Raw genomic sequence first — 20,053 nt, forward strand, 5'->3', positions numbered from 1 at the left:
CATGATAGAGAAAATATACGAGCGAATGATAAAAGTTTTGATTTACGACGATGTGCAGGAATTGCGCGAAACACTGGAACTGCTGGTAAGCACTACAGAAGGCTTTGAGGTGGTTGGTACTTTTGATAACTGCGAAACAGCCCCCACCGATATTGCGGTGCTGCAGCCCGATATTGTGCTGATGGACATAGATATGCCCGGCCTTACCGGTATTGAAGGTGTAAAAAATATACGGGTAAAAAATCAGGATGTAAAAATTCTGATGCTCACCGTATTTGATGATAACAAAAATGTATTTGAAGCCATCAAAGCCGGTGCGAACGGCTATTTGCTGAAGAAAACTAACCCCACACGCCTGATAGAGTACCTGCATGAAGTGTATGAAGGCGGCGCACCAATGAACGCGTCCATCGCCACACAGGTATTAAAAATGTTTGCTTCTATACCTTCTCCTGCAGGCAGCAACTTCAACCTCTCTGAGCGCGAAAAAGAAGTATTGCAGTTACTGGTAGATGGCAACAGTTATAAGATGGTGGCAGCCGAAATGGATATTTCGATAGATACGGTACGCAGCCACATTCGTAATATTTATGACAAATTGCATGTCAACTCCAAGAGCGAGGCAGTTGCCAAAGCTTTAAAACATAAAATAGTTTAGCAATTAGTATCAAAGGGTAGGCCATGCCGCTTCTGCGGCGTGGCTTTCTTGCTTTGTTAGAAGATGCCTAACCCTCGCTGCCGGTAAATAAGAGGACCTAAACTGCACGAAGTATGCACGTTCTTTGAACGGCTTTGAGGTTTTTGCCCTTGTGTCTCAAACACTTTTAAACAGGCTTTTATAAAGTGCATAGCAAATGTATTTGTTGTATGCAGAATTGTTTACTTTACAGGACAATTATTCAATTAAACATCACTATGAAAAGACGCTCTTTTGTGAAAGCTTCCCTCCTTGTTCCCACTATACCAGCGGCTGCCTTTGCCGGCACTACATCGGCCCAAAAAACGGCCCGTGAATATTACGAACTGCGTGTTTATACTTTAAAAGATGCCACGCAGCAGCAAATGGTAGCAGATTATTATCAACATGCAGCCATACCGGCTTACAACAAAACAGGCAGTAAAAATATAGGTGTTTTTACAGAGCTAAAGCCAGAAGGACAAACGAAGTTATTCGTTGTTATTCCGTACAAAAGCATTGAAGATTTCAGCAGTGCAAAGAGCAAGCTGATGAATGATAAAACGTATATAGATGCTGCCAGTGCTTACCTCCATGCACCGGCAACTGCACCGGCTTATGAACGCATAGAAAGTTCACTGCTATATGCCTTTCCGCGCATGCCCGAGATGGCAACTACCACGCCTGATAAGCCGCGCATATTTGAATTGCGCCGTTACGAAAGCCCTACCGAAGCCGCAGGTATGAAAAAAATAGAAATGTTTAATGAAGGCGGTGAAATGGATATTTTTAAGAAAACAGGTTTGGACGCTGTGTTTTATGGTCAAAGCTTAATTGGGGGTAACCAGCCCAATTTGACGTATATGCTTCAATTTGATGATATGGCAGACCACGATAAATCGTGGGGTACATTCGGTAGCAGCCCCGAATGGAATAAATTAAAATCTATTCCTGACTATGCTGATGCTAAACTGATTTCGAAAATTACTGCGATTTTTTTAACGCCAACATCCTTCTCGCAGATATAATAGCCAGGATTTATGAATATGCTGCTACATTGGATTAGTATTCAGCAATTCAATAAAACCAAGGGCTTTAGTTTAAGAATAAAATCTTACTAAAGCCCTTGGTTTTCTATTATAAAATTCTGCCTGCACGTGTATCAGATCCGTGTCATCCCTGTCTGCCAACAGGCAGGTGTGTTCCAGAAATTCGTGTAATTGTATTTAAATAATTTGTGTGTTATAAAGCTACTTTTCCATTTGCTCAATTACCTCCCTCGATACACCCGTGAAGCTGAAACCACCATCATGGAAGAGGTTTTGCATCGTTACCATTTTAGTTAAATCGCTAAAGAGCGTAACGCAATAATTGGCGCAATCTTCCGCAGACGCATTACCCAATGGACTCATTTTTTCAGCATATCTTATAAAACCTTCAAAGCCTTTTACGCCACTGCCGGCAGTAGTACGCGTAGGCGATTGCGATACTGTATTAATACGTACTTTTTTCTTTAATGCATATTGATAGCCAAAGCTGCGGGTAATGCTTTCCAACAGCGCTTTTGCATCAGCCATCTCGTTATAGTCGGGGAAAACGCGCTGTGCCGCAATGTAGGTAAGTGCTATTACGCTGCCCCATTCGCTGATGGCATCCATGTGAAAGGCCAATTGCAAAATGCGGTGCAGGCTAAGTGCCGATATGTCTAACGTTTTATGTGTGAAATCGTAATTCAGATCTGTATAAGAATTATTCTTCCGCATGTTCATACTCATGCCCACACTGTGCAGTATAAAATCTACCGGACCACCAAAATGCTCCATACTTTTTTGAAGCAGGTTCTTCAGGTCTTCATTGTTCGTTACATCAGCAGCAATTACCGGGGCGTTGCCGCATCGTTCAGCCAGCTTGTTTATTTCGCCCATACGCATGGCTATAGGCGCATTGGTCAGTACAATCTGAGCGCCTTCTTCATAACATTTTTCTGCAATTTTCCATGCAATAGACTGATCGTTGAGGGCACCGAAAATAATTCCTTTTTTTCCTTGAAGTAAGTTGTATGGCATAGGTATAATTTGAAGTGGTGTTGGTTTAAAATGTATAAAACGATAAACAAAGAAAAGGAAATTAGAGAATATTGCCGCATATAGTGATAATCGGCTTATGCAGGAATATACAGGAGTATTCGGTAAAATTTATTTCAACAGTAATTTTCAGATAAAAGTTGTATAGTATTAGTTTACAATAACCTAAGGCTTCAGCCCTGGGTTATTAAAGCAATGCTTGCCAACCACATTCTTCATCAGTTACATCGGCAATACATCAGTATAATCCTGATTCAACATGGACGTTTCATACTTCCTCTGCTTCTGCTTCAATCTTCTCTTTAAAAACAGCATACAATTGCTTTCTTACTTCACTCCCTGTTTTATTTTCTATTATTCTGCCATCAATCTCATGCACTGGTGTTAGCTCACCCATGGTACCGGTGGTAAACACTTCATCAGCATTATAAAATTCACTAAGCGAGATATTGCGCTCAATCACTTCAATGTTGAGTTGTTTAGCAATATCAATTACTTTTTGCCGCGTAATACCGGTAAGGCAGGCATCTGCATGGGATGTAAGCAGCACGCCATTTTTTACCATGAAAATATTACACGCATTCGTTTCTGCCACAAACCCCAGGTTATCCAGCATAATGGCATCATCGGCATGACAGTAATTGGCTTCTATTTTTGCAAGAATATTATTGAGCAAATTATTATGGTGGATTTTAGAATCCAGGTGCATGGGTGAGTTGCGGCGGATATGCGAAGTAATGAGTTTAATGCCCGCTGCATTGTCGTACACCGGCGGTTTATGCTCAGCTAACACAATAAGGCAACTACCATGCTGGTTCAAACGCGGGTCCATACCGGAAGTAATTTTCTCGCCGCGTGTAAGGGTAAGCCGGATGTGTACATTGGTTACCATTTTGTTTGCATCCAGCGTTTGCCTGATGGCATCTTTGATAAACGCTTTGGTAGGAATATCTGTAAATGCCAATGTTTTTGCCGAAGCTTGTAACCGGTTAATATGTTCTGTAAGGCAAAAGATTTTATTGTCGTACACGCGTAGCCCTTCCCATACCGCATCGCCGCCTTGTACAGCACTGTCAAATACTGAAATTTTTGCCTCTCGCCGGGAGCACAATTTGTTTTTGATAAAAATGTAAATGTTTTCGTTTGCCGGATTATACTGTTGTAACATGATAATTAATTAGGCCTTTATGGAGTGAGGAATTAACAGGTCGTAATATACTTTGCTTTCCTGATACAAGGATTCCAGGTATTTGGGTAATGGTCTTTCGCTCGTAGGCTGCTTTGCAAAGCCGGTAGATTGATGCACATTGGCATACCAGTATTTTGCCCATACGCCATCTTCTTTTTTCTGCCCCGATTGCCAGTGCAGCATCGCTTTATCAAACGGAATAGTTAATGCAGTGCATAAATCAGTTAATACTTTTTCAGGGTTTTTCAATAGTTCGCCGCTATCTAAAACAATACAGGAGTAATTGTTATTTTGTAAAAACTGATACAACTGCCATTGCGCCGCAATACCAATATCGTCCATTATTACCTCTTTGCGCACCTGCGCATACGAACTGATAATCCGCTTAGGATTTCTTATGTAAATAATATTGAGTGTTTTGCTTAAAAAAGAAGTATCCACTTCCACTAAATGGTGTGTCATTTGCTTAAAGAACACAACCGGCTTGTCATACAAGCCATCCACCATTTGTGCAATTACTTTTGCACCGTCCTTTTCCTGCGATTGTAATACTTCTTCTTTGCCGGGATGATCGGCGTTGGTTACACGCAGGTAATGGGCATACAACGGCTCATCTACTGCAAGGGTATCTTTCCGCTGCGCAAACGAATACATGAGCGCGGTAGACAAATTGCGGGGACTGCTCCATAAACAAATGCGCTTGGTGTTATTCATGGTTAATTATAAGAAAAACTTCTTTAAAATAGCTAATAACCAGAGTTTAATCATTTTGGCTAAGCAATTATTCTAAAGCTCGGTAAAAGCAATACATTAGTAGAAAAGAATCAATCAAAGTAATCATAAGCGCTCCGGCGTGGCGCCTGTCCCCCACGCACCGAAATGAAGCTATTGGCAACGGTGGCGCGTAAGGAAACGCACCAAGGCGAAAAGAGCGGACTGTTTTAAAAACATTGTAGCAAATGCGCTGCTAAGCTTATTACGCTGCTGCTAACCTGCCTGCTCCTACAGGGCTGACCTCAAATAGCAGCATATGGCAGCTTAAAAATTTATTATCTAAAAATTCGCCAGCACATCTGCCAGGTGCAACACCTTAAGACCGGATTTTTTATTCTTTATACAACCGTCAAGGTGCATTAAACAACTCATATCGGTGCTGATGATGTAATGCGCATCTGTTGCTGATGCATTGGTTATCTTCTGGTCGGCCATAGCAATACTGATCGGTTCGAACTTCACTGCAAAAGTACCACCAAAGCCACAGCAGGTTTCCACATCATTCATTTCAATCAGTTGCAGCCCCTCTACTTTGCTTAGCAATTGACGTGGCTCACTTTTTATACCAATTTCACGCAGTCCGGCACAGCTATCATGGTAAGTAGCTTTGGCAAAAAAGCGCGCACCCACATCCTCTACTTTCAGCACCTTTACCATAAATTCAGAAAACTCGTAAATGCGGCTTTGTACGCTTGCAGCTTCTCCTTTTGTAAAGAGTTTATTGTAGTAATTTCTTACAAAACCGGCACAGCTTGCACTGGGTGCTACAATGTAATCGCTGCCTTCAAAATCCTTCAAAAACTTGGCACATACTGCTTTCGATTCCTCCCAAAAACCGGCATTAAAAGCCGGCTGGCCGCAACAGGTTTGGTTGGCATTGTAATGCACTTTGCAGCCCACCTTCTCCAGCACCTTTACCATATTAAAAGCAACGGAAGGATATAACTGGTCTATAAAACAAGGTATAAAAATGCTGACGTTCATGCCCAAACCTACAGGAATTTTTATTATTGAATAGATTGGTTCAATGCAATCATCTTTAATGCCGTAATAGCCGCTTCTTCTCCTTTGTGGCCCTGCGCACCGCCTATGCGCTCTATTGCCTGCTCTTCATCATTAACAGTAAGCACGCCAAAGATCACAGGAACATCTAAGGTCAGGTTCAGAGCGGTATTACCTTCGGTTACTGCTTTGCACACATAATCGAAGTGCGGTGTATCACCTTTGATGACTGTGCCCAAAGTAATAAAGGCATCTGCTTTTTGTGCACTTTTTTGGGCAAACGCTTTTACGGCAAAAGCTATTTCAACCGCACCCGGAACAACCAGCGTTTGATATCTTGCCCCTTGCTGGCTGAGCACCTTAATGGCGCCATCTTCCAGTTTATCTACGATGTGTGCGTTCCATTCTGTTTTTACTATAACTACAAAGGCATCCCCTATTTGCGGAATGCCTTTGTGCAATGTGGTGTTGCCTTGTGTAGCCATTATTTAGCGCTAAATTCGTTTGGTACTATTTGTAAACGGTACAGATATTTATCTGCCTGCGAGCCACGCATGGTGGTCGGAAATTTATCTTTTAGTTGTTTATACAAATCCACTGCCTGCTGCGTATTACCACTTACTTCGCTGAGCAATGCTGCACGGAAGAGGTATTCGGCAGCATCCGCTTCGTCCGCCTCAAAGGTGGAAGCCGCCTTTTTGTACGCATCAATAGCTTCTGTATTCTTTTTGAGTTCGCTGTATGCGTCACCAAGACAGCCATACGCTTTCATTTGTACCGGTTTACTGTCGGTAGTAAAATCTTTAAGCTGGTTAATTGCATCGCTGAATTTACCCAATTTCAAATAGCTTACCCCTGCATAAAACTTAGCGAGGTTGGCCGTTTTAGTGCCACTGTAGTTGGTCATAATCGCCAACACCCCTTTATTTACGCCATCACCATGCAATACTTTGTACGAAGAATCCTGGGCAAAATATTGCTGCGCTTTATAAATCGCTTTTTCTGCCTGTTCTTCTTTAGGCTGCATTATCCACGAGTTGTAGACAAACCAGCCACCGAATATCACAATAGCAGCTACAATTACAATAGCTGCGGTTTTTGCATACTTTATCCAATAACCCTGCAAACGTGCAGCAGCATCTCCCCGTACAGGTACTGCTTTCACTTTCGTTTCAACCGCCATAATGAACTTGATATGTTTTAAAAAGAAAAATGTTTATATGAAATAAATGACAACTAATGTTTTTGATTTCGGCAATAATACCGGCTTTACTAATCTTTGATGAATGGATAATTTTTGTCTATATACACATCGCCATATACTTCACTTTCATCCGGCCATGGACTTTCCTCAGCAAATTTCACGCTTTCTTCCACAACAGCGTTAATGCGGTCGTCAATAGTTTTTATTTCTTCGTCGGTAGCATAGTTGTTTTCCTTTATGGTTTGCAACACCATGGCTATCGGATCTTTTGCGCGGTATTCGTCCACTTCTTCCTTGGTACGGTACTTCTGCGGGTCGGAGATGGAATGCCCCTTGTAGCGATACGTTTTCATTTCGAGTAAGGTAGGTCCGCCGCCTTCGCGCGCTCTTTTAGCTGCACGTTCTACAGCCTCGTGCACGGCTTCAGGATGCATGCCATCTACTTTATCACCCGGCATATCATAGGCATCTGCCAGCTTGTAAATATCCCGTACGTTAGAAGTTCTTTCTACTGAGGTACCCATTGCGTAGTTGTTGTTTTCGCAAATGAATATTACCGGCAGCTTCCACAACATAGCCAGGTTAAAGGTTTCGTGCAGGATGCCCTGACGTGCAGCACCATCACCAAAAAAGCAGAGTACGATATTTCCGGTTTCTTTGTATTGCTCGGCAAAAGCGAGACCTGCGCCTGCGCCAATTTGCGCACCCACAATACCATGACCACCAAAAAAGTAATGCTCGGCGCTAAAAAAGTGCATACTGCCACCCTTACCCTTGGCTATACCGGTCGCTTTGCCGTACAGTTCAGCCATACAGGCTTTAGGATCGGCACCTTTGGCAAGGGCTAAACCATGATCGCGGTAACCGGTGATAAAGGGATCTTCCTGCCTGGTAGCAGTCATGCAACCGCCGGCAATGGCCTCTTGGCCGATGTAAGCGTGAAAGAATCCGCGGATTTTACCCGCCATTTTATACATTTCTTCGGCTTTCAGTTCAAACTGGCGGATGAGCTGCATGAGCTCATACCAGTACAGGTATGTTTCTTTGGAAAACTTTGTTGGCACTGCGTGTAGAAATTTTTGAGCCGCAAATATAGCATAATGTGGGAATTGGCAAAGCGGGGAGCTTTTGCAGAGGTGAAAGGTTTGAGAAAAGTTTGGGGAAATGGTAAAGAATACCAATGTAGGTGAAAGGGTATAGAAATATACAGTCTAACAGGAGCTGATTTTTTATTACCTTTTTCCGCCTTTGCCGGTGTTCTTCACCGGCAAATTGTTTTTCTGCTGGCGAAAGAACACCAACAGCGGCGGAAAGTAAAAATTATTGATGACTACTGATTTGACTTCTACTTTTATTGCTTCCCTTATTCATCCACTATCATTTCATCCCGTCAAAAACACAACTGATACCTATTCCTGTTGCATTTGGCTACCTGAGTAAAATATCTTGCTATCAAATTTTTACTCAATCCTAAATGCAACCCTAATGATCCGGAAAATCTTTAAATGGGCAGGTGTATTGCTGCTGACGCTTATTGTCGGCGTAAGCATCATTACCGCAACCCGGCAGCACGTGAAATATGATGCACCTTATCCCGCTATTCAGGCATCCAAAGACAGCTCCATCATTGCAAGAGGCAAACAAATTGTATATGGCCCGGCGCATTGCGTGGAATGTCATAATGCAGGTAATGTAGATTCACTGTTGCTTGCCAATGCCGACATTCCTTTGTCAGGTGGACGAAAATTTGGATTGCCGGTAGGGGATATTTATTCTAAAAACATCACGCCGGACACTTCCACCGGTATTGGCAAATATACCGATGGGGAGATTGCCCGGGCCCTGCGCTATGGCGTGCACCCAGATGGTACTGCCGTATTTGATTTCATGCCATTTCACAACATCAGCGATGAAGACCTGACGGCGGTAATTTCCTATTTGCGAGCACAAAAACCGGTACATAACCAGGTGCCTGCGCACAACCCTAATCTATTGGGAAAGATGGTAATTGCCTTTTTAGTAAAACCGGTTGGTCCCAGTGAAGTAATTAAAAAATCGGTGAAAAGGGATACTTCTGCAGAATATGGAAAATACCTGGTGGCTAATGTTGCCAATTGCAGCGGTTGCCATACCAAACGCAGTATATCGGGCGAGTACACCGGCGAATGGCTGGCAGGTGGCACCCCTATTGTAAAAGAAGGGTATCCGGCACTTACACCGCCTGATATTACCGGCGATTCCAGCAGCCGCATCTTCAGGTGGTCGCAAAACGATTTTGTCAGCCGCTTCCATGATGGCAAAAGAATTCCATTTAGCGAAATGCCCTGGAATTCTTTTAAAAATATGAGTGATAATGATTTGAAAGCAATTTACAACTATCTTAAAACTGTGCAGCCTTTAAAGAGCAGCCAGGATGCCCCGCTTGCAAAAGAATAGCATAGTACTCAATTTGATGTTTCTTAAGTATTCCAGTCAGAACGATGACTTTCTTAAATTGAAGAGCTACTCGAATGACTATACACCTTACCAACAGCAAACATAATTTTGCCTTTCCGCCTTTGCCGGTGTTCTTCACCGGCAAAATCTTTCATAAACAACCTATGCAATTTGCCTTGTCCCAGCCGGATGTGTGACCCATCCTAAGAACCTATACACTACAACTTAAGTGTACTTAAAGCCTACCCAAAGCCTACGTAAAGGGTAGGATAAGCGTTGTCAGAATTTCAGGATTGGCAATCAGCAGACAATACCCCTGGATCTACAACTAATCAAAGCATAACAGAGCACCACACCTCATCTATAAAAAGCAAAACGAGCCTCTGATGAGGCTCGTTTTTATATACCTTTATCTTGGCCGTTTCGGCATCACTGCTTTGGGCGGTGGCTGGTTTTGATTGGTATTTTTACCCGTATCTGCCGGCAGCTTACTTTCGGGTTGTATATCGTAATCGTTGTTTTTATCCGCTGGTGGCGGTGTAACTCCCTGCCCTGCGCTGTAGTCTTCGGCAGAGCCATTACCTACATCTTCGCCTTCGGCACCCAAAAACTCATCAGGCACATCATTGATATAGTCAAAATTATCTTCGCGCTGCAGTGTTTCGGGCTTTGCAAAAGAAATACGGGTATCTATTCCCAAACTTTTATCATCGCTTATCTTCTTATAAAAATACGCCCACACCGGCAGCGCCACTGATGAGCCTTGCCCGATAGCAGTGCTGTTAAACCGGATAAAACGGTCGTCGCAACCCGTCCATACGCCGCCCAGCAGCGAAGGCGTGTAGCCCATAAACCAGGCATCACTGTTATCGTTGGTAGTCCCCGTTTTGCCGGCAATATCGCCATGCACATCGTAGCTCCACATGCGGCGGCCCGTGCCATTCTTTATTACACTTTCCATCATGCTGATAATATAATATGCCGTTATATCGCTAATTACTTCTTTACGTTGTGGCATGTTGCTTTGCAGCAGATTACCGTTTTTATCTTCTATACGGGTAATATACAGCGGTTTGGTATTAAAGCCCCTGCCGGGGAACATGCTGTATGCCTGCATCATTTCGTATAGCGATATTTCTTCGGCACCCAGCGCAATGGAAGGGTACGGCTCTATTTTGGTAGTTACATTACAATTCTTTAAAAACTCCACAAAACGCTTGGCGCCTTCGTTGCCATTGCCTAACTGCTTCATAATATAAGCTGTGGCACAGTTGCGCGACCACGTAAGCGCCGAAATCATCGGGATGGTGCGCCCGGTACAGGACGTAGGTGTAGCCGGCACCATACCAAAAGAGCCAAAGTCTTGTTGTTCATCTTCTACCGGCGTTTCGGGTGTAAAGCCAGCATCTTCTATAGCCAGGCTATACAGCAATGGTTTGATGGTAGAACCTACCTGCCGCTTGGTATTGAGGTTTACATGATCGAATTTGTATGTTTTAAAATCAATGCCGCCCACCCAGGCACGCACTTCGCCGCTTAAAGGATCCATTACCATAAAGCCGGCTTGCAGCATCTGGCGGTGGTATTTGATGGAGTCGTACGGTGTCATTACCGTGTCTTTACTGCGGTCTTTATTCCATGCAAATACCTTCATGGGAACTTTTACATAAAACGATTTTTTTATTTCTTCATCGGTAGCGCCATCCTGCTTCATATTTTTCCAGCGGTCGCTTACTTTCATGGCGGCCTGCAATACATTTTCGTGTCCTTTCCATACGCTGCCATTTTTGATATTGCTTTGCGAGTTGAGTATCCGCTGCATTTCGCTCATGTGCTTACCCACAGCTTCTTCGGCATAGATTTGCATTCGCGGATTAATGGTGGTATAAATTTTTAAACCATCGCGGTACAGGTCATACGGTTCGCCATCCGACCTCTTGTGATCTTTGCACCACCTTTTCATTTCTTCACCCAGCACCATGCGGAAGTAAGGTGCCAGGCCGGTGGTTTCGTTTAACTTTTCGTAGTTGAGCGGGATAGGCGTTACTTTTATAGCATCTGCCTCGGCTTTGGTGATGTAATTATTACGCACCATCTGGTCGAGCACTATGTTGCGGCGCTCCCGGGCACGTTTGGGATTGATGCGCGGGTTGTACGTATTACTGGCTTTTAGCATACCAATAAGCACCGCGGCTTCGCCAACGGTAAGACGGTCGGGTTCTTTTTTAAAGAATGTTTTTGCAGCATTCCGAATGCCATATACGTTATCGCCAAACGGAACGGTATTTAAGTAGAGGGTAATAATTTCCTGCTTGGTAAAATTGCGTTCCAGCTTAATAGCAATAATAGCTTCCTTTAATTTTTGAACAATACGTTTTAATGTATTGGGACTATAATCGGTAAATAGGTTTTTTGCCGTTTGCATTGTAATGGTGCTGGCGCCGCCCTCAGTACCCAGTGAGGTGATGGCGCGGCCAAGGGCACGTGCATCAATACCGCTGTGTTCATAAAAGCGTTCGTCTTCGGTGGCTACCAGCGCATTGATTACGTGTTTGCTGATGTCTTTATATTCCACATTCACGCGGTCTTCCAGGTAATATTTACCCATCAGTGTACCATCGGCTGCATACACCTGGCTGGCAAGCGAAGCCGATGGATTTTGCAGTTCCTCAATAGACGGCATTTTGCCAAACACGCCCCAGTCTGCCAGCAATATCATTAGTACAACGAATAAGAGACCACTGAAGAACAGAATCCAGATATATTTTACCGCTTTTTTCATAAGGTGCGAATTACTGAAATAAAAACGAATGCTAAAAAACCTATTGCGCGAAGGTAGTACGAAGTGGAACGTTTTAACGATTTCATTGGTGTTGGGCAACTTTTTAATCAGCCGGTAAGCAGGCTGCATTCACTTATTTTTGTACCATTATATTTTTGAACCACTAAGACACAAAGCACACTAAGTTACACAAAGAAGCATAATATACGAGTCTCAGGGTATCTGTTGGATATCTCAAAGTCCGCGGCCTGCTTAAAAAAATGTAGGAATACCTCTTGTATAACTTATTCTCTTTGCATCTTAGTAGTTTCATTTTTCTGAAAACATGAAATACTACATGATTGCCGGTGAAGCCAGCGGCGACCTGCATGGCAGCAACCTGATAAAAGAATTGCACAAACTGGATGCAAACGCCAACATTCGCTGCTGGGGTGGCGACCTGATGCAGGCTGCCGGCGCCACGCTGGTAAAGCATTATAAAGAACTGGCTTTTATGGGTTTTATAGAAGTATTGATGAATTTAAGAACCATTCTTAAAAATCTGGCTTTTTGCAAAAAAGATATTCAGCAGTTTAAGCCCGATGTGTTAGTACTGATAGATTATCCCGGCTTCAATCTCCGCATTACTGAGTGGGCAAAGCAGCAAGGCTTTAAAGTAGCTTTCTATATATCGCCACAAGTATGGGCGTGGAAGGAAAGCCGGGTAAAAAAAATGAAGCAAACCATTGACCACATGATGGTCATTTTGCCATTTGAAAAAAACTACTATAAAAATAAATGGGACTGGGATGTGGAATATGTAGGGCATCCACTGGTGCAGGTGATAGAGGAGTTTAAGGAGAAAGTTGACAGTAGTGAGATGAACGTTAACAGTATAAAAGATGCTGCTGTCATCAATCAACTGTTAACTGTCAACGCACTCACCACTCACCACTCCCCACTCTCCGTCGCTCAACCGTTAACTAAACCAATCATCGCTTTGCTGCCGGGCAGCCGTAAGCAGGAGATTTTAAAAAAACTGCCCGTCATGCTGGAGGTAAGCAAAGCTTTTACGCAATACCAGTTTGTAGTAGCCAAAGCACCGGGGCAGGACGATGCTTTTTACGAAGCGTTATTACAACCTTATCCAAATGTTGCTGCTGTAGCAGGCAAAACGTATTATTTATTGGCACAAGCCAGTGCCGCACTCGTAACGAGTGGCACTGCTACGTTGGAAACAGCCTTGTTTGGCGTACCCGAAGTAGTGTGCTACAAAGGCAGCAATATCAGCTATCAGATAGCAAAGCGGCTGATTAAAGTAAAATATATTTCACTGGTGAATTTGATAATGGATAAATTGGTGGTAAAAGAATTAATACAGAACGAATTAACCGTGGAAAATGCTACCAGGGAATTGCACAGCTTACTGGAAGATGAGGAGCGCAAAGCACAATTGCAGAAAGATTATGCAGATCTGAAAGCCATTTTATCTGCTGGTGGCAATGCGTCTGCAAAGGCAGCACACAGCGTTTATACCATAGCTGCTGCTTAAGCCAATCCAAATGGCGTTTCCAGCCTCGGTGGCAGACCGATATATTTGTTATACAATATTGCCATGCCGCAACCTATTAGTGAGCCAAGTATAGCACCACCAACAACATCAAGCGGAAAGTGAATGCCCACATACACCTGCGCATAACTGATGGTAGCCGCCCATACCAGCCACCAGTATCCTCCCCTTTTGAAGATGGGGTATAGAGTAAAAAAGAATAAACAGGCAATACCAAAGTGATTGGTAGCATGGGAGGAAGTAAAACCCGGATTATCAGGACAATAACTAACCAGCAGCCGTACCTGCCCTACTAAGGAAGCATCGTGGCAGGGGCGCGGTTTATTTATGAATAGCTTAATTAAATGACTGCTTAGCTGGTCGGTTGCCGTTACGGTAAGCGCAACGGTTACTACAAATGGCCAAATACGCCAGCCATAGTTCATCAATAAAAAAAGGAATAAAAAAAGGTATAAGGGTAGCCAGGTATTTTGGTAGCGGTACCAGGGAAAAACAGTATCTAAAAAAGAATTGGTCCAATCGTTATTTATTTTAATGAATAACGCTCTATCCCATTGTAGTAGTTTCTCCAGCATACTGTTTCTTTCCTGCAAAGAAAAAATAAAAGTGGTGGCATGTTGGCTAAAACAATAAGATTTTATTTACCTGCAAGTCTCAATCTATTTTAAACTACTGCTTGCACCCTATTCTAATAGTACTTTGCAAGAGGTTTTGTCTCACTTTGCAACTATTTTTCCCAATATGAAACTGTATAAAAATATGGATTATTACTAATATATTGATTATCAGCAATAATTCATTTTGGCATTACGCTTGCAAAATAAAGAACGATATTGGATTCCGGGGGAGTATTTCTATACTGTACCCTTGTTTTTTCAACTCTACTTACTCTTAAAAAGCAATTTGCAGGGGCCGCAACCAAAACCTTTCAAGTGCGGCAATCCAATAAACGACAATTATCAATCCTTACAATTCCCATTTCTTTACGCATATTTCATTCCTTCTTGTATTTTACATTCTTACTCCCTTCTCTTTGTACCTTGTGTCTTATTTCTTATGTCTTTTCTTAACACCTTTATTTATTAGCCAATACTGCTTTTTACTAATTTGCGCATCTAAATTATGCTGCAGCGATTACATATACAGAACTACGCTATCATAGACGAAATTGACGTCCTCTTTTCTCCCAACCTCAATATCATCACCGGCGAAACCGGAGCCGGCAAAAGTATTTTGATGGGTGCACTGAGTCTCATTTTGGGAGAACGTGCTGATACCGGTATTTTAAAATTCACCGATAAAAAATGTGTTGTAGAAGGTAACTTTTTGATGGAAGGTAAAGGAGTGGTAAAAGCTTTTTTAGAAGGAAATGACTTTGAAATCAGCAATGAATTGATTATCCGCCGCGAAATATCACCCGCGGGCAAATCAAGAGGTTTTATTAATGATACCCCGGCTACTTTATTACAACTTAAACAACTGGCGTCGCTGCTGGTAGATTTGCACCGGCAGTTTGATACATTGGAGCTGGGCGATGCCGATTTTCAGCGGCAGGTAATGGATGCGCTGGCTAAGAATGATGACAAACTAAACACTTATCAGCAACTGTTCAGGCAGTGGCAGAGTAGTCAGCAGCAATTGCAAAAATTGCAAGGGCAAAAAAATAATTTCACTAAAGAATTTGATTACAACAACTTTTTATATACCGAACTGAGCGATGCGAATCTGAAGGAAAATGAGCTGGAAGAACTGGATGCAGAACTGCAGTTATTAAGCAATTCGGAAGAAATAAAAAGTGCTTTATCCAAAACTTATTATGCGCTTAAAGAAGGCGAGCAGCCCATTGTAAGCACGTTGAGGCAGTTAGCCAATCAACTGCAGCATTACCATTTATATCACACACAGTTGCCGCAACTGGTACAACGACTGCAAAGCACACAAGTAGAACTGCAGGATATTGCGGATGAAGTAGAAAGCATTAATGATGCGGTTCACTTTGATGCGGAACGCATTGAATGGATAAATGAGCGATTAGCCACCGGCTACCGTTTGTTAAAAAAACATGGCGTGCAAACCACCACCGAGCTGCTGCAAATTCATGCGGATTTATACCAGAAATTGCAGGCAGTTTTAAACATAGATGAAAGCATTGCTAATAAAGAAAAAGAAGTAACTGATTTATTTAAACAAGCTACCACAATAGCAAAGCAGTTGCATGAGACCCGTTGCGGTCAGGCTGCTCCACTGGCACAGCAGGTAAATAAATTACTGGTACAGGTGGGCATGCCTAATGCAAGACTGAAAGTGCAAATAACCGAAGCACCTTTAAACAGCTTTGGAAGCAGCAACATAGAGTTTTTGTTTGATGCCAATAACAACAACCGTTTTGAACCATTACGTAAAGTAGCAAGCGGCGGCGAACTAAGCCGGTTAATGCTTTGTATCAAATCGTTGGTTGCCCAGTCGGTAGATCTACCCACGCTTATTTTTGATGAAATTGATACCGGCATATCAGGCGAAGCGGCAAAACAGGTTGGTATTATCATGAAGCAATTAGCTACACAGCGGCAGGTAATTGCTATCACCCATCAGCCGCAGATTGCCGGCAGGGCCGATGCGCATTTCTTTGTATATAAACAATTAAAGGATAATGCTATTAAAACGAACATCCGCATGTTGAGCCAGGAAGAACGCATTAATGCCGTAGCGCAAATGTTGAGTGGTGAAAAACCAACCGCTGCTGCCCTCGAAAATGCAAGAGAAATGGTATTGAGCTGATGTACACAGCTCCACAGTTTACTGTTTTTATCAATTTTCAAATCACACATCGCATATACAATTACATCAAACATCGTACATCGTAAATCGTACTTACACATGGCATACTGGCTTATCAAATCCGAACCATCCAAATACAGTTGGGAGCAGTTTGTAAAAGATAAAAAAACATTTTGGGATGGCGTGCGCAACTACGCTGCCCGCAATAACCTGCGCGCTATGAAAAAAGGCGACCAGTTGTTTTATTATCATAGCAACGAAGGCACCGAAATAGTAGGCATTGCCGAAGTAGTAAAAGAAGCTTATCAGGATCCAACAACAGATGATACAAACTGGGTGGTAGTGGATGTAAAACCAGTAAAAAAGTTGAAAAAGCCTGTTTCCTTAGCACAAATAAAAGGAGATAAAAGGCTCGCCGATATGGCGCTGGTAAAGCTTTCCCGTTTATCTGTGCAGCCGGTAACCACAGGTGAATGGATTACAGTTTTGGAAATGGCAGATATGCAATGATATTGCTTTCAATTAGGATCGTGATATGCTTTGTGCTTATGAGTAGAAGCTCATTGCCTGCAGCTTGTTGCTTATCTATTTTACCTCCGGCACTTCTTCTTTATTAAGGAAAATAATTTTACCTTTTTCTCGGCCGGCAATTACCATATCATCTGCGCCCCTGGAAGCGCCGCCAATACGCAATATTGCATCGCAATGATCAATCAATCTGAAAGCAATGGGATGGAATAATTCATTGAAAATATCATCACCAATTTGCTTACTGCCCGCAGCTTCTATGATGGGCAATGCAAACCATTCGCCCAACATGGGCATGTGCCCTTTTTTGTAAATTTCCAAAGCCGTATCGGTCATAGCTTTTACATTGGCAGTAATCAATTCTGGATCGTCGTTGGTACCGGAACGGTATGGGCCGGCAACCAGGATCATAAGTGGTTTGGCATAAGGCATAGGCAATTTTTAGTGATGAAGTAAGCTGGTGATTTTTGAGGTAAGTTTTAGTAAGTATAAAGCAATAATCGTTCTAAGGTTTTTATTTAATGGTAATACGAACACTTTTTAACCGCAGAGCGCAGAGAAGCGAAGCTCACAGAGCATCATTTCACTCTGCGCAAACGCTATCTACTCCCGTTCTCCACGGTGATATACAATCAGCTTTTATCAAAGTTATTAAACCCGGATAACACATTATACCACAGATTGATTTTACCAAAAAACTATTTATTATTTGCCTGTAAAAAAACACGCTTACTCAATGGCATTATTCACCATCGTACCTTTTCCCTTAGCTTTGCCCGCACAAAAATGATGTGTTATGCGCCCTATACAAATGGTGGATTTAAAGACGCAATATCAAAAGATAAAGCCCGAGATAGATAAAGCCGTAATTGACGTATTGGAAAGTTCTGCTTTCATTAATGGCAAGCCCGTACAGGAGTTTGCCATTGCCCTGGCTACTTATTTGGGTGTAAAGCATGTAATACCTTGCGCCAATGGCACCGATGCGTTGCAGATAAGCATGATGGCGCTTGACCTGCAGCCCGGCGATGAAGTGATCACTCCATCTTTCACTTACATTGCTACTACCGAAGTAGTGGCACTATTGCGTTTAACGCCGGTGTTTGTAGAGGTGGATGCAAAGACTTTTTGCATGGATATTGAATCGTTGCGCAAAGCCATTACGCCCAAAACAAAAGCTATTGTACCCGTGCATCTGTACGGGCAGGCAGCTAATATCGAAGCTATTTTACAAGTTGCTAAAGAACATAATTTGTATGTAATAGAAGACAATGCACAAGCCATTGGGTGCAACTATACTTTTAGTGATGGTACAGTAAAGAAAACCGGTACGATGGGTACGGTAGGTTGCACTTCTTTTTTCCCTTCTAAAAACCTGGGCTGCTATGGCGATGGCGGTGCAATATGTACCAATGACGATGCACTGGCGCATAAGCTACGGATGATTGCCAATCATGGGCAGCAAAGGCGTTATTATCACGAAATAGTGGGCTGCAATTCGCGGCTTGATACGATACAGGCTGCAGTATTAAACATTAAATTGAAGGATTTGGATAATTATATTGCTGCGCGTAATAAAGCAGCCGATTTTTATAATACGGCATTTGCTGATCATCCTAAAATTACAACGCCATATATTGCACCTTACACCAATCATGTGTTTCATCAATACACCTTATTATTGGAAGGTGTGGACAGGAATGGTTTGAATGAATATTTGGCCGGCAAAAACATTCCCTCTATGATTTATTATCCGGTGCCGGGACACCGGCAGGAGATGTTTGCAGGCATTGGCGTCGATTCTTATCATCTGCCTGTTACGGACTGGCTTACAGAACGTGTGATTTCGTTGCCCATACACACCGAGTTGGATGACGAACAATTAAATTATATTACTTCATCGTTGCTGGAATATATCAATCAATAAATCCGATTATCTTTCGATAAAATATTCTACTTATGGCAAAGCCTGTTATTGCTGTCAGCGGCAAAAATGGTCAGTTAGGAAGCGAGTTGCAACAGTTGGTAAATACATTGCCAGGGTTTGAATTTGTGTTTACCGACCGTGAAGAAATGGATCTTACCGAAACGGTGGCGATTGAACAATTTTTCAGGGATCATCAACCTGCCTATTTTATTCATGGCGGCGCATATACTGCTGTGGATAAAGCCGAAACGGAGAAGGAGCTTGCTTTTGCCATCAATGCCACTGCAACGGGCGTTATTGCAGCGCAATGCAAAGTATATAACACCGTGCTCATTTATATCTCTACCGATTATGTGTTTAACGGGGGTAGTCACCTGCCCTACGAGCCGGATGAAAAGCCCGACCCGATTAACCACTATGGCTATACTAAGCTGGTGGGCGAACAAATGGCAATGGAAAACAATGTGCATACGATGGTTATCCGCACGTCTTGGGTGTACAGCACATACGGACACAACTTTGTAAAGACCATGCTGCGCCTTATGAAAGAGCGTACCGACCTTAGCGTGGTAAGCGACCAATATGGCTCACCAACGTATGCCGCTGATCTGGCAAAAGCCGTTGTAGATATAATAAAGTATTGCGCTATTCATCCACCGGTGCGTGGCATTTATCATTATAGCAACGATGGCAATATTTCCTGGTACGAGTTTGCTGTTACCATTCAGCAAATGGCGCATTTGCAGTGCAATGTACATGCTATTACTACCGAGCAATATCCTACGCCCGCCAGGCGCCCGGCGTACACGGTGATGGATAAGCAAGAAATTCAATCAGTGTTTGGCGTGCAGCTCAGAAACTGGCAGGAAAGTTTGAAGGAATGCATAGGGAAGCTGTTGCAGAGTGCATAATGGTTCAATAACATTGTTGACTACTTTACATATTTTAGTTAGAGACTATTATGCCTTTTAGAATTTTTATTTCACTGCTGCTTAGTCTGACATCAGGTTGTTTGCTTTTTGAAATGCATCGCAACTTTATTGCAGGTATGAATCCTTATCTAAATGGGATTTTCAGTTTCATACCAGTCATACTTTTTATAATAAACTATATAGTAATAAACA

General features: G+C 42.7%; 18 protein-coding genes. 8 read left to right on the top strand and 10 right to left on the bottom strand.

The window, feature by feature from the left end:
- The first annotated feature begins 25 nt into the window (after positions 1-25).
- Positions 26-658, top strand: coding sequence for a response regulator (locus FC093_RS11380; RefSeq protein ID WP_137262028.1), 633 nt, complete (start codon positions 26-28; stop codon positions 656-658).
- A gap of 257 nt (positions 659-915) precedes the next feature.
- A complete protein-coding gene (locus tag FC093_RS11385) occupies positions 916-1,704 on the top strand; it encodes an NIPSNAP family protein (RefSeq protein WP_137261907.1) in 789 nt (262 codons plus the stop codon).
- 222 nt (positions 1,705-1,926) lie between these two features.
- Here FC093_RS11385 and FC093_RS11390 read toward each other — a convergent pair whose 3' ends face one another.
- The 7 genes from FC093_RS11390 to pdhA form a co-directional block, all read right to left on the bottom strand.
- On the bottom strand, positions 1,927-2,742 hold the full coding sequence (locus FC093_RS11390; RefSeq protein ID WP_137261908.1) for an enoyl-ACP reductase FabI: 816 nt from the start codon (positions 2,740-2,742) through the stop codon (positions 1,927-1,929).
- Between the two features lie 286 nt (positions 2,743-3,028).
- Positions 3,029-3,928, bottom strand: a complete 900-nt coding sequence (locus FC093_RS11395; protein WP_137261909.1) for an aminotransferase class IV — start codon at positions 3,926-3,928, stop codon at positions 3,029-3,031.
- Positions 3,929-3,937: 9 nt separating this feature from the next.
- Positions 3,938-4,663: a sulfotransferase-like domain-containing protein gene (locus FC093_RS11400; protein WP_137261910.1), complete on the bottom strand. Its 726-nt coding sequence runs from the start codon at positions 4,661-4,663 to the stop codon at positions 3,938-3,940.
- A gap of 339 nt (positions 4,664-5,002) precedes the next feature.
- Positions 5,003-5,707, bottom strand: a complete 705-nt coding sequence (locus FC093_RS11405) for a (Fe-S)-binding protein (RefSeq protein ID WP_137261911.1) — start codon at positions 5,705-5,707, stop codon at positions 5,003-5,005.
- 23 nt (positions 5,708-5,730) lie between these two features.
- The gene (gene ribH, locus FC093_RS11410) at positions 5,731-6,210 is read right to left on the bottom strand and encodes a 6,7-dimethyl-8-ribityllumazine synthase (RefSeq protein ID WP_137261912.1); all 480 of its coding nucleotides are present in this window, start codon (positions 6,208-6,210) and stop codon (positions 5,731-5,733) included.
- Positions 6,210-6,908 carry a tetratricopeptide repeat protein gene (locus FC093_RS11415; RefSeq protein ID WP_137261913.1) on the bottom strand — a complete coding sequence of 233 codons (699 nt, stop codon included), beginning with the start codon at positions 6,906-6,908 and terminating at the stop codon, positions 6,210-6,212. Before FC093_RS11415 ends, ribH begins: the two co-directional genes overlap by 1 nt.
- 89 nt (positions 6,909-6,997) lie before the next feature.
- Positions 6,998-7,993, bottom strand: a complete 996-nt coding sequence (gene pdhA / locus FC093_RS11420) for a pyruvate dehydrogenase (acetyl-transferring) E1 component subunit alpha (protein WP_137261914.1) — start codon at positions 7,991-7,993, stop codon at positions 6,998-7,000.
- A 421-nt stretch (positions 7,994-8,414) separates the two neighbouring features.
- Between pdhA and FC093_RS11425 the strand changes: the two genes are divergently transcribed.
- The gene (locus FC093_RS11425; RefSeq protein WP_137261915.1) at positions 8,415-9,365 is read left to right on the top strand and encodes a c-type cytochrome; all 951 of its coding nucleotides are present in this window, start codon (positions 8,415-8,417) and stop codon (positions 9,363-9,365) included.
- Between the two features lie 409 nt (positions 9,366-9,774).
- Here the strand turns inward: FC093_RS11425 and FC093_RS11430 are convergent, their stop codons facing one another.
- On the bottom strand, positions 9,775-12,147 hold the full coding sequence (locus tag FC093_RS11430) for a penicillin-binding protein 1A (protein ID WP_137261916.1): 2,373 nt from the start codon (positions 12,145-12,147) through the stop codon (positions 9,775-9,777).
- A 325-nt stretch (positions 12,148-12,472) separates the two neighbouring features.
- On the opposite strand from FC093_RS11430, the gene FC093_RS11435 reads away from it, so the two are divergent.
- A complete protein-coding gene (locus tag FC093_RS11435) occupies positions 12,473-13,678 on the top strand; it encodes a lipid-A-disaccharide synthase (protein ID WP_137261917.1) in 1,206 nt (401 codons plus the stop codon).
- On the opposite strand, the gene FC093_RS11440 is transcribed toward FC093_RS11435, so the two are convergent.
- Entirely contained in the window at positions 13,675-14,271 is a 597-nt protein-coding gene (locus FC093_RS11440; RefSeq protein WP_137261918.1) for a phosphatase PAP2 family protein, read from the bottom strand. The two genes, FC093_RS11435 and FC093_RS11440, sit on opposite strands and share 4 nt — an antisense overlap.
- Before the next feature lie 547 nt (positions 14,272-14,818).
- Between FC093_RS11440 and recN the strand changes: the two genes are divergently transcribed.
- Both recN and FC093_RS11450 read left to right on the top strand, forming a co-directional pair.
- On the top strand, positions 14,819-16,474 hold the full coding sequence (gene recN / locus FC093_RS11445) for a DNA repair protein RecN (RefSeq protein ID WP_137261919.1): 1,656 nt from the start codon (positions 14,819-14,821) through the stop codon (positions 16,472-16,474).
- 99 nt (positions 16,475-16,573) lie between these two features.
- Positions 16,574-16,984: an EVE domain-containing protein gene (locus FC093_RS11450; protein ID WP_137261920.1), complete on the top strand. Its 411-nt coding sequence runs from the start codon at positions 16,574-16,576 to the stop codon at positions 16,982-16,984.
- 75 nt (positions 16,985-17,059) lie between these two features.
- Here the strand turns inward: FC093_RS11450 and FC093_RS11455 are convergent, their stop codons facing one another.
- Positions 17,060-17,434, bottom strand: a complete 375-nt coding sequence (locus FC093_RS11455; RefSeq protein WP_137261921.1) for a DUF4406 domain-containing protein — start codon at positions 17,432-17,434, stop codon at positions 17,060-17,062.
- Positions 17,435-17,798: 364 nt separating this feature from the next.
- On the opposite strand from FC093_RS11455, the gene FC093_RS11460 reads away from it, so the two are divergent.
- A complete protein-coding gene (locus tag FC093_RS11460; RefSeq protein ID WP_137261922.1) occupies positions 17,799-18,929 on the top strand; it encodes a DegT/DnrJ/EryC1/StrS family aminotransferase in 1,131 nt (376 codons plus the stop codon).
- Positions 18,930-18,961: 32 nt separating this feature from the next.
- Entirely contained in the window at positions 18,962-19,840 is an 879-nt protein-coding gene (gene rfbD / locus FC093_RS11465) for a dTDP-4-dehydrorhamnose reductase (protein ID WP_137261923.1), read from the top strand.
- Positions 19,841-20,053: the final 213 nt, after the last annotated feature.

Source organism: Ilyomonas limi (assembly GCF_005233845.1).
GTDB lineage: Bacteria > Bacteroidota > Bacteroidia > Chitinophagales > Chitinophagaceae > Ilyomonas > Ilyomonas limi.

Bases quoted from the DNA above. Each gene is read 5' to 3' on its own strand.
- recN (WP_137261919.1), top strand. From the start codon at position 14,819: ATGCTGCAGCGATTACATATACAGAACTACGCTATCATAGACGAAATT.
- FC093_RS11435 (WP_137261917.1), top strand. From the start codon at position 12,473: ATGAAATACTACATGATTGCCGGTGAAGCCAGCGGCGACCTGCATGGC.
- FC093_RS11450 (WP_137261920.1), top strand. From the start codon at position 16,574: ATGGCATACTGGCTTATCAAATCCGAACCATCCAAATACAGTTGGGAG.
- FC093_RS11405 (WP_137261911.1), bottom strand. From the start codon at position 5,707: ATGAACGTCAGCATTTTTATACCTTGTTTTATAGACCAGTTATATCCT.
- FC093_RS11390 (WP_137261908.1), bottom strand. From the start codon at position 2,742: ATGCCATACAACTTACTTCAAGGAAAAAAAGGAATTATTTTCGGTGCC.
- FC093_RS11415 (WP_137261913.1), bottom strand. From the start codon at position 6,908: ATGGCGGTTGAAACGAAAGTGAAAGCAGTACCTGTACGGGGAGATGCT.
- FC093_RS11395 (WP_137261909.1), bottom strand. From the start codon at position 3,928: ATGTTACAACAGTATAATCCGGCAAACGAAAACATTTACATTTTTATC.
- FC093_RS11385 (WP_137261907.1), top strand. From the start codon at position 916: ATGAAAAGACGCTCTTTTGTGAAAGCTTCCCTCCTTGTTCCCACTATA.
- FC093_RS11425 (WP_137261915.1), top strand. From the start codon at position 8,415: ATGATCCGGAAAATCTTTAAATGGGCAGGTGTATTGCTGCTGACGCTT.
- FC093_RS11460 (WP_137261922.1), top strand. From the start codon at position 17,799: ATGCGCCCTATACAAATGGTGGATTTAAAGACGCAATATCAAAAGATA.
- FC093_RS11430 (WP_137261916.1), bottom strand. From the start codon at position 12,147: ATGAAAAAAGCGGTAAAATATATCTGGATTCTGTTCTTCAGTGGTCTC.
- FC093_RS11455 (WP_137261921.1), bottom strand. From the start codon at position 17,434: ATGCCTTATGCCAAACCACTTATGATCCTGGTTGCCGGCCCATACCGT.
- rfbD (WP_137261923.1), top strand. From the start codon at position 18,962: ATGGCAAAGCCTGTTATTGCTGTCAGCGGCAAAAATGGTCAGTTAGGA.
- ribH (WP_137261912.1), bottom strand. From the start codon at position 6,210: ATGGCTACACAAGGCAACACCACATTGCACAAAGGCATTCCGCAAATA.
- FC093_RS11440 (WP_137261918.1), bottom strand. From the start codon at position 14,271: ATGCTGGAGAAACTACTACAATGGGATAGAGCGTTATTCATTAAAATA.
- FC093_RS11400 (WP_137261910.1), bottom strand. From the start codon at position 4,663: ATGAATAACACCAAGCGCATTTGTTTATGGAGCAGTCCCCGCAATTTG.
- FC093_RS11380 (WP_137262028.1), top strand. From the start codon at position 26: ATGATAAAAGTTTTGATTTACGACGATGTGCAGGAATTGCGCGAAACA.